This window comes from Methanobrevibacter sp., from assembly GCF_045603845.1.
Taxonomy (GTDB): Archaea; Methanobacteriota; Methanobacteria; order Methanobacteriales; family Methanobacteriaceae; genus Methanocatella.
In genome coordinates this window covers 1-10280 of the sequence record NZ_JAZUMY010000093.1, presented here as the reverse complement: position 1 = coordinate 10280, position 10280 = coordinate 1, and the positions used below count along the sequence as shown (strand labels likewise).

Genomic DNA, 10280 nt, shown 5'->3' with positions numbered 1-10280 from the left:
CTCCTCTGTAAACTTTAAAACTGATGTCATCAAGAACCCTGATTTTTTCCTTTTCTTCCTTGTTTCTTTTAAGTGTACGGATAACATATTCCTTTAAGGTATCGATTTTATCTTTAGTAATCTTGAATTCCATTGTCAGGTGTTCGACATTAATGGCCACGTCATTATCTGCAGCAATATTTTTGTCATTTGAGTCATCAGATTTTTTAACCAATCCTTTCAATTTACTTTTCACACTCATAATAACACCCTATAATTCTAAAGCAAGTTTCTTTTCATATATGTTGAACAGTAAAACGCCTATTCCTAATGTGGTGAATGCAAATGCTGCCAGGTATAATATCATTGACCAGTCCGGAGCAACACCATAAACACATTGCCTGAAACAGGACATTGCACAGTAAACAGGGTTTAAAGTGAATATTACCTGGATTTTTGCCGGAACGATTTCGATTGGATAAAACATTGCTGATGCATATAATAAGACTAATGAGAAAACATCATATAAATATCCAATGTCTGAGAAATAAGTGTTGCAGACAGCTAATATCAATCCCACACCAAATATCAATACAACCAGGAAACCCAATGGTATGAATGAATAAATCAATGTCCAATGGAACGGGGCGCCTGTAATTATCATCACTCCAAACAGGATGATGAATGAAATCAGGAAGTTTACAAATTCATAGCAGATGGCGCTTATTGCAAACATCCGCTTCGGAACATATATCTTTTTCAATAAATTAGCATTTCTTCTGATGGAATTCATAGCACCTTTTGTTCCATGATTAAAGAAATCAAATGCTATTCTTCCCGCTAAATAGTAAACCGGGAAGTTTTGAATATTCTTTCCGAACAGCATTGAAAATATTGCTGTAAATACTAACATTGTCAATAGCGGATTGAAGAAACTCCACAAAATACCCAGAACTGAATCCTTATATTTTGAAGTCAGGTTCTTCTTAACCAACTCTGTTAGTAAAAATTTTTTTTCAGAGAACGTATCAAACATTGTAATAACCAATATTTTTTCAATTATCTAAATTTTGTTAAATTAAATTAATATTATTTTCGCCTTCTGGCAAATTCCTCAAAGATTTCATCGATTTCAACGCCTTTGTAGACCAGAAGCAATAATGTGTGAAAGATCAAATCAACAGATTCATATACAAGATTCTCATCATTTTTGGAAGCAATCAACACTTCACCAGCTTCCTCAGCTATTTTTTCAAGTATCTTGTCCTCAGCTTTCTTATCACTGTCTTTCATAATGTTGGAAGTGTATGAATCAATTGGATTGTCTCTTCTTGACTCAAGTACCTCATAGACTTTCCTTATGATTTTATCATTATCCATCTAATCATCACCTTTTGATTCCTGATCCTGCAGGCTTTCTGTAAGTGCAATCAACGGATGTTTGTCATCATCAATGATTTCAATATCGTCAAAGGTTTTGATTCCCGCCTTGTCTGCGGTCTTTTCCATTCCAAGCTTGATGTCCTGACCCAAATCAACGACATAGGAATCAACGGTCTCATAACCTCTTTGCGCTGAAGCCACTGCTCTGTGGTGACCGTCAACCAAAATCCACCTGTCACCTGTTTTCACAACAATCGCAGGTTCTGCAAGGCCTTTTTCAAGTTCATATGCTCTTCCTTCAAGTTCATCAGCATAAACCCTATCCTGTGTCGGCCTTAACTTTTTGGTTTCAACCTTCATATGCTTCAATGTGGTTTTGATGCCGTATAACTGTTCCATTGTATTCTTGAAGTATTCCACCTTGTTCGGAGTGGACCTTTCAATGTGTGAACGGACCATATCGGTATTTGTGATGATGCCGACCAGGTGTCCGTTTTCATCAACGACAGGCATTCGGGAGATTCCTCTTCTAAACATCACCCTTGAAGCGTCATTGATGGATAAATTCTGATTGGCGACAACCAGTTTGGTACTCATAATTCCTGAAACCGTATCTGCCCATTCCTTAGCAACAATGTCAAATGCAGTCACCATACCGACCAGCTTGTCATCCTTCACTACCGGATAACTGTTGTGGTGGCTTTCCTTCATCAAATCTATAATCTTGTCGGTTTCAGTATCCGGAGAAACACTAATAACATCTTTGGTCATGTAATCTTTTACAAAAGATTTCTTCTCTCCCATGTGCTTCCCCCATTATTCAATGTTTTCTTTTAACAGTTTAACGGTTTCACCAGGATCTGCTTTTCCACGGGTCAGTCTCATTACCTGACCGACAAGGAAGTTAAGGGAAGCTTTTTGACCAGCAAGATAATCGTCAACAGCTTTTGGATTTTCATCAATCGCCTGTTTTACCGCAGCCAGTACTTCATCCTCATTGACAACACCAAGCAAACCTAACTCTTCTGCAATTGCTTTAGGGGATTTGTCATTATTTGGCATTTGTTCAATGATTTTATGAGCTGCCTTGGCTGTGATTTCTTTTGCTTCAATCATTTTCAGATATTCAACCAGATCACTCACGCCAATTCCACTGTCAGCGAAATCCAATTTGTTGTAGGATAATACTCTTTTAAGTTCATCCCTCATCCATTTGGCTGCAAATTTAGCGTCAACCTCTTTTACAACTTCTTCATATGCTATTGCCAAATCAAGTTCTGAAGTCAATACTTTTGCGGATTCTTCATCAATGCCATAATCTGCAACGAATCTTCTAACCTTATTGTGAGGTGCTTCAGGCATGGTGTCCAAAATCCTTTGGATGGTTTCATCAGATATCTTCATTGGGGGCAAGTCAGGATCAGTAATGAAACGGTAATCGTCAGCATCTTCCTTCATCCTCATTCCGACGGTAATCATCTGGGATTCAAGGTATGCACGGGTTTCCTGTTTAACTTCAACTCCTCTTTTCATGAGATTTTTCTGTCTTACAAGCTCGAATTTCAATGCCTTGTAGGCGCCTTTGATGGAGTTAACGTTTTTCATTTCAACCCTGTTTCCGCCGTTAAGGGAAATGTTAACGTCAGCTTTCATGGAGTTTTCCCCACGTGCAGCACCGCTGTACTGAAGGACACGAATGATTTCTTTTAGGAAGTTTCTGGCCTCTTCAGGGGAGGTTATGTCGGGTTCTGTAACGATTTCCACTAAAGGAATGCCTGAACGGTTGAAGTTAACGATACCTCTGTCAGGTTTGTATTGGCCAGGATCTTCTTCAATGTGGATTTCCCTGATTCTGATACCATTTAATTCTCCGTTGATTCCGATAGGTACGGAAGTTCTCTGGTATCCTGAAGATAAATCCGGATAATCATAATGCTTTCTCATGAAATAGGTAAAACCCTGATCAATTTCACAGTTAAGCATCAAAGCAATCATCAGTGCGTTTTCAATAGCATGTTCATTGGTCGGATGAGGTTTTGCACCCGGCTGATTTAAACATACTGGACAAATATTTTGGTTAATCGGTGCCTCATTAAAGTTTGTTGGGCAATCACAGAATAATTTTGATTCAGTTTCTAACTGTACGTGGATTTCAAGTCCACACATCATACTAAAATCGTCGCTAATAATAATTCCTCCATTGGAAATTTTTTTGATAATAATTTATATTAATATAATATATATGATATTGGACTTATAAAGATTATTGATGATGTGTAAATTTTTAGGAGAATAATTCTTCGTATTTTATTAATTTATCCTTGTTTATGTAGGCGTCTAATTCCAACTGCCTTTCAGTTTCTTTCAAATTATTTAAGGATAATAATTCCAGGCATTTGCTGATATCAATGCGTTTCAATACCTTTTTCGAAAATGGTCTTTTTGAATCAAGGAATGCAATATTTTTAAGGAATTTCTTTACCAGTTCACTATTCAGTATTAGCATTGTAATGTATGCAGTGTCATAATCATCAAAGGAGAGGAAATAACATGTATCGTCCAGCATCATCGTTTTATCGCTGTATACTAATGAAAACATTGGATTTTTATAAAATCCGGAAATGGCCACTTTATATTTTCTGAATGAATAATCGCCGATACCGAAAATGCTGAAATCAGGTGCCCTTTCATAAATGGAACTTTTCCTGTTATCAAAGTATTGCTTATTGGCATTCAGATATTTCCAGGTTTTCGGAGCTTCACTTTCAATGTATTTTGTGTCCTGTCTGATCTTTTTTTGGGTAACTATTGTAAACATTGAAGTTTCGGTGATGACAGGCTTTTTAAGTTTGCTGCTTTTCAATAAGGGATATACAAGAGTATTTTCAATATTGACTTCGTCATTTTTCTTGTTAACTAGCTTGTCGTTTTCATACATCAGCTCCATAACCTTAGCACAGTCGTGCTTAACGCCTTGCCTCCATTCGATTTGGCATTTTCCGTCAAAATCAGGAATGTCATCAACATTGGAATAGAATTTGTCGGATTTAAAGCCGAATTTATACAATATCTCAGATGGATTTGTAATGTCTGAAACCTCACAGGCCTTATCGGTTAATGATGTTCCACCAAACTGAATTACAAATAAGCATGTGTCAGCATCAATTTTGAAAACCTTATATGGATTGAAGTTTATCTGTTTAATAAAGCTGTATGGAATCTCATTTTCAATTAGCTCAATGAAAACATTCCTTGAAATCGTGGTTTTACACAGAAATGCTAATGTTGCATTTGTGTCTTTAAATTCATTGATTATCTTTAAGATGATGTATTCTGAGATATCAAAGTTGCTGTTGCCGGTCAGTGCTTCAAAACCCGTTTTATTTTTAAAGTTGCTTTTGTTTGGAACATTGTTTGAATTGATTTTTGATAATTCAGTGTTTGTAATCCATGGAGGGTTGCCGAGGATTAAAAAAGAGTTTTCATGAGCAATATTGTTGAATTCAAATGTGAATATGTCCTCATTAATTAATGTGAGGTTCGGGATTGCGGAATCTACTTTATTTAACTTATTTTTGTCAATGTCAATTCCAATTAGTCTGCTTTCTGGAAAAGTATTGGAAGCGCTTTTTAAAAAATTGCCTATTCCGCAGGTTGGTTCAATAATAACGTCTGGGTTAATTTTCAAATCATTTTTAAGATATTCACAGATCTCGTCTGTAAAGTATATTGGGGTTTGATAATCGCCCAGTTCCTTTTCATTGAATTTTTCGTAAGTATAAACACCATTAACATCTTCATTCAGATTAATGACGTTATTGTATTTTAATCTCCACTGGAATGCATTGGATATTGTTAAATAACCTTGTTCTGGAGGGTTTTTCATTATTTTATCTGCAATAGTTTCTAATGCTTTATCTTCTCCTGGAACGTTACTGTCTTTTAATATGTCGACAATGTCTTCTTTATCAGCTTTAAGTTTAATTAATTTACGAAGTATCTTAGTTAGATTGTAATCCCCAGTTTTTTCAGCATCAATGAATATGCAGTGTTTAAAATCAAGATAGCATTTATCATTAATGTCTGTCTTTTCATAAACAAAAATTAAAAGGTTATGGCCCAAACCATAAATTTTCTGCTCAATATTTTTAAATGGGGATGAACTTTGCGGCTTTTTAACGGAAGTAACTTTAATGTCCGTGTTAATATGAGCATCAGGCAAATCAATCCCTCTAGCGCTAGAACCGATAGTAATTTCATATTTGTTTTTTAAGAATTTTTCAAATTCATGTTCAATGTATGTACCGACAGCTTTACCGTCAGTTATTCCAACTAAATCGTCATGGGTGGTGTTACTTTCATGTTTACAAAAGTCAATGGCTTCTTCTTTAAGTTTGCTGATAGTTAAGTTCATGGTTAATTCTCCTTATTTCAAGCTTTCTTCAATGATAGCTATTTCTTCGTCGGTTAATTCGTATAATTCATATACTAATTGATCTATTTTTTCATCAGTTTTAGCAATTTGTAATTTTAATAATTTTTCTTCTTTTGGAGTTTTACAGTCTGCAAGAGTTTTATTTAACTCTAACATTTTATCTGCTAGTTCGATAAATGGTTGTTGGGTTTCAAGAGATATTTTGGGAATAGGAATGTCTTTTAGATATTCAGGATTAATGTCTTTATTATTTATTCCTCTAATTTCATTCAAAAGATATTGTCCCATTTTTGAATTTAAAATTAATAAAATGTACTTTAAATCTATTTCTTTGGAATTATTCTCAAGATTTTCCCTAGATTCATTAGCATATCTGGTTATACTACTTTTAATACTTCTATTATTAACTTTTCTTAAATCATCCCATAATACAAGTATTCTTAAAGTTTGATCACAAAATATCTGTGTATCATCATAGATAGCTTTTATTGCACCTAATTTATTTACTAGGACTTTTTTAGAATGATATAATTCTTTAAATGTAGGTCTACTAATTTTTGAAGGAACTCTTCTAGTTCCCCATTCCAAATATCGAATTTTGTTAATTCTATATCTGTCAATATTTTTTCCTTCAATATATTTCTTAATATGTATGTTGGATTCGGTGTCAGATATCAAATCAGCTTTTTTGAATTTACCTTTAGCTTTTTTCTCATCAGCATTTAAAACCATGCCTTTGCTAATAAAACAATAATCTCCAATTCTTTTAAATGAAGAAAAATCTTTATTTAATTTTTCTTGTATTCTTAAATCAAATATGAATGTCTTATCATTAGCTACAATTTCATCTACTGATTTTTTACCCACATTATTAATTTTTAATTCGTCTGATATTGATGCAATAGTAATGTCTTTAGTATTTTTGCCTTTAGATATTATTGGAATGCAATTTGACACAGTTGCATTTTTAAATATCTTCTGGGATGACAAATCAACCATTTTTATGAGATTATGTTCATTAAGAATATATTTCCTTGAAACTTTTGCATAATTTTGATCAATGAATGGATAAGGTATAATCATTGACATGATTCCATTATTTTTAAGTATGTTAAGAGATTTTTCCATAAATGGGATATATAAATCCCATTTTTGATATAAAGTGGAATAATTATTACAATTTGATAAAAATGTTCTTTGAATAGGCATTATTTCTGTTAATATCTTTGCATTAACATATGGTGGATTACCAATAACAGCATCAAATCCTCCATTTTCAAATACTTCAGAAAATCCATCTTCCCAATCAAAAGGATTAATTTCATGAAGTTCTTCAATTGATAATTCATTAGAATCCAATATGTCTGTACCTATTAAACTATTTCCACATTTTATATTATCTCCAAGGTAAGGCAAAGCTCTTTCCTGTATTAATTTCTGCTGAGCTTCTAAAACATCTTTATTTTCATCTTCAAGCACTTTCAAAAGCAGACTCAATTTTGTCACTTCTACCGCCTGTGAATCGATGTCTACACCATAAATATTATTTAAAAGTATTCTTTTCTTTTCCTGAATAGTTAATCTAGGAATTCCATCAGATCCGATATAAATAACATTTTTAGGAGGTTGTTCTAAGTTAGAATAATAGTCTAAATGCCAATCCAAAAGCTTTTGATAAGCTCCTAGTAGAAAACTTCCTGAACCACATGCCGGATCAACAAATCTTAGCTTGGAAACTTTATTTGGAGTTTTATCTTTTAAAAGCTCTCCTATTGTATTTTCAACAATATAATCAACGATGTATTGTGGGGTGTAAAATACTCCTCCTGCTTTTTTAACTTCAGGTTTATCTTCGACCTTTGCTTGATGGCTATCTGTTAGGCGAATAACTTTTCCAAGGAACTGTTCATAGATATTTCCAAGGATTTCTGTTGAAATCAGACTGAATTCATAAGGGCAATCCGGATAATACAGTCCATCAATAATTTTTTTCAATTTACCGTCGTCAATATGCAATCCTGGAGTTAATGTATCCGCACTTAAACTAATGTCTTTTTCTTCGCTGAAATGGAATAAACCACTATTATATTTTGCATCAGCTTTTTTACATAAATCAATGAATGCTTCATAGACAGGATAGTTGTCTTTTTCATTTTTGGCTAGTTCAGTTAATTTCTTTAATTGTCCGTATCTTTCTATTCCTCTGTCTTCAGCTATTCTTAAAAATATGATTCTGTCAATAATTAACTGCACTGCAAAATTCAGTTCATCAACTGTTAATTCTTTATTTCTTATTGCAATGTTGCGTGCTAGTTCTAATCTCCATTTTTCTATTGTTTTTAAAAATTCAGAGTCTACTGTTGATGTTCCTTTTTTATCTCCATGTTTGTTTTCTACAAATTTATCAAATTTTCCAGTTAAGATGGCTTCTTTACTGAATATATTATATATTTCATCCCATTTTTCAACATATTCGCTGTAATGGTAATATTTTATTCGGTCAACACTTGTATTATGAGTTTTTTTAGGAGCGCTTTTTGGTTCATAAATTGCTAGCTCTTCAAAATCAGTTAATAATCCGACAGGTAATTTGCCACTCCAAGTATATCTTTTAAGCTGAAAAGCATATTTTCTATCGTTTTCAATATCAACACTTGGTTTTTTCGCTTCAACAAAGAATTTTCTTACTCCACCTATTCTAAAACAGTAATCTGGTGCTTTTGGCTTCCCATTAATAAGAATAGTATCTTCAAATTCAACATCTTTGTATTGTGGTGCAACACCCAAATCATTGTAAACATCCCATCCTAATGCGATGAAAAATTTGTTAATAAAGTTTATTTTAGTGTTTTCTTCATCGAATGTTGCTGTTTTGTAAATATGTTCGTTTTCCTTAAATTCCTTAACTAATTTTTCTATTTCTTCTTTACTAGATTTGAAGTTAGACATAAAAACACCGGTTAATATTGATGATAGTTTCTTTAATTAATATTTGTTCTTTAATGATTCTTTAATATATCGTTTAATGAATTTATCCAAATCTGGTGAAACATCACTTTTCATTTCACCTAATTTCTCTTTATCTGTGAATGTTCCTTTAAGCTGTCTTCCGGCCCATTTAACTTCCTCTTCAACTCTTTTTCCGTATTTGGTTCCAAACATCTTGAAAAGAGGGAATTTTGTAATTCCGTTTGCACCGCTTAAAATCAGGATTCCAATGTTTGCAAGATTATCGATCCATGTTCCGCAGATGATTTCAATTTCTGGAAACTCCAGACGGACTCTGGCAACAACCTGTGCATAGTAAAGTGATGCCGGTTGGGACTTGTCAGCATAAACTGTCTCTTTGTGGGGATTGAGTGAATAGAATATCACCCTGTCAATCTTGTGCTCTCTAATGTAATCAATAACGTAGTTAACATCATCAAGTGTCTCACCAAGACCCAATATTATCGTAATTGCCTTTTTGAATCCTAAATCTCCTGCAACATCCAGCATGTTGCTTATGTCATCTAGGCTTTTGCTTGGACATACTCTGTTGTGAATCTGCGGATTTGCAACTTCAACGGCACCTGTGATTCCCTTAATTTCTGATCCGTATTGCGCCAGTTCATCGGTAATTCCGGTGTTCAGCCAGACGCCATCACCGGTGATGCTTTTGATGGTTGTGGCTATTTCCTTGATTTCCTGTGTGGTGAATGACTTGTATCCTCCGGATAAAAATTCGATATTCCAGTCCAGGCGGGCGCACATTTCGGCTTCGGCATAGATGTTGTTTACATTACGTCTTGCCTTTGTCGGATCTTTAATCTTGTCCTTTTGTGTTGACATGTAGCAGAATGCGCAGTCTCCCTTATCGCACCACCAGGATAAAAAGACTGCCCGCTCCAATGTGACTAAATCACCGTGATTTTTCAAGGTAATCTCATTGGCATCTTTTATTAAATCGAATATATTTGAATCCATGATTTTCAACTTTTTAATTAAATTTATATATTAGTATATTCTAACTAATTAATAGTGTTTTTCCTATTATTTTTGAAATAATGTGGAAAAAGCATAACTTTTATATACTAGTAAAAATATAATTATAAAATACACTGTTTAAAGTCTTTTGATTTTTAAACATGGGTTTTATTTGGTTAAGATGGTGGGTTATATATGCCATCGTAGCTCAGTAGGTAGAGCGTTCGGCTGTTAACCGATTGGTCACAGGTTCGAGCCCTGTCGATGGCGCTTCGAGGGCCCATAGCTTAGCCAGGTAGAGCGTCCGGCTCATAACCGGAAGGCCATGGGTTCGAACCCCATTGGGCCCATGTTACTAAACTTTTATTCATTTGTGTGCTCCGGTGGTGTAGTCCGGCCAATCATTTCGGCCTTTCGAGCCGAAGACTCGGGTTCGAATCCCGGCCGGAGCATTTAAAAAATTTGTTAAGATTTTTAATGGTTTCTAAATTTCACTTTCGTTTATTAGCGGGAGTGC

Annotated in this window: 7 protein-coding genes, 3 tRNA genes and 1 pseudogene; 3 read left to right on the top strand and 8 right to left on the bottom strand. The window is 34.2% G+C overall.

Annotated features, from left to right (window positions below):
* From ACKI2W_RS09190 to ACKI2W_RS09155, 8 genes and pseudogenes are all read right to left on the bottom strand, one after another.
* Positions 1-241, bottom strand: a pseudogene (locus tag ACKI2W_RS09190) (ABC transporter ATP-binding protein); the annotation flags it as partial.
* 9 nt (positions 242-250) lie between these two features.
* Positions 251-1015: an ABC transporter permease gene (locus ACKI2W_RS09185; protein WP_407381411.1), complete on the bottom strand. Its 765-nt coding sequence runs from the start codon at positions 1013-1015 to the stop codon at positions 251-253.
* Between the two features lie 53 nt (positions 1016-1068).
* Positions 1069-1359: a phosphoribosyl-ATP diphosphatase gene (hisE, locus tag ACKI2W_RS09180; RefSeq protein ID WP_407381409.1), complete on the bottom strand. Its 291-nt coding sequence runs from the start codon at positions 1357-1359 to the stop codon at positions 1069-1071.
* Entirely contained in the window at positions 1360-2166 is an 807-nt protein-coding gene (locus tag ACKI2W_RS09175) for a CBS domain-containing ParB/RepB/Spo0J family partition protein (protein ID WP_407381407.1), read from the bottom strand. It abuts the gene before it with no gap.
* Between the two features lie 12 nt (positions 2167-2178).
* A complete protein-coding gene (gene gatB, locus ACKI2W_RS09170; RefSeq protein WP_407381405.1) occupies positions 2179-3531 on the bottom strand; it encodes an Asp-tRNA(Asn)/Glu-tRNA(Gln) amidotransferase subunit GatB in 1353 nt (450 codons plus the stop codon).
* A gap of 115 nt (positions 3532-3646) precedes the next feature.
* The gene (locus ACKI2W_RS09165; protein ID WP_407381403.1) at positions 3647-5776 is read right to left on the bottom strand and encodes a hypothetical protein; all 2130 of its coding nucleotides are present in this window, start codon (positions 5774-5776) and stop codon (positions 3647-3649) included.
* A 12-nt stretch (positions 5777-5788) separates the two neighbouring features.
* Entirely contained in the window at positions 5789-8746 is a 2958-nt protein-coding gene (locus tag ACKI2W_RS09160; RefSeq protein WP_407381401.1) for an Eco57I restriction-modification methylase domain-containing protein, read from the bottom strand.
* A 36-nt stretch (positions 8747-8782) separates the two neighbouring features.
* Positions 8783-9763 carry a radical SAM protein gene (locus ACKI2W_RS09155; protein WP_407381399.1) on the bottom strand — a complete coding sequence of 327 codons (981 nt, stop codon included), beginning with the start codon at positions 9761-9763 and terminating at the stop codon, positions 8783-8785.
* A 197-nt stretch (positions 9764-9960) separates the two neighbouring features.
* Here ACKI2W_RS09155 and ACKI2W_RS09150 point away from each other — a divergent pair.
* The 3 genes from ACKI2W_RS09150 to ACKI2W_RS09140 all read left to right on the top strand — a co-directional run bounded on the left by ACKI2W_RS09150 (position 9961) and on the right by ACKI2W_RS09140 (position 10215).
* Positions 9961-10033 (top strand) — tRNA-Asn (locus ACKI2W_RS09150).
* 6 nt (positions 10034-10039) lie between these two features.
* Positions 10040-10113: transfer RNA gene (locus ACKI2W_RS09145), tRNA-Ile, on the top strand.
* A 27-nt stretch (positions 10114-10140) separates the two neighbouring features.
* A tRNA-Glu gene (locus tag ACKI2W_RS09140) sits at positions 10141-10215 on the top strand.
* Positions 10216-10280: the final 65 nt, after the last annotated feature.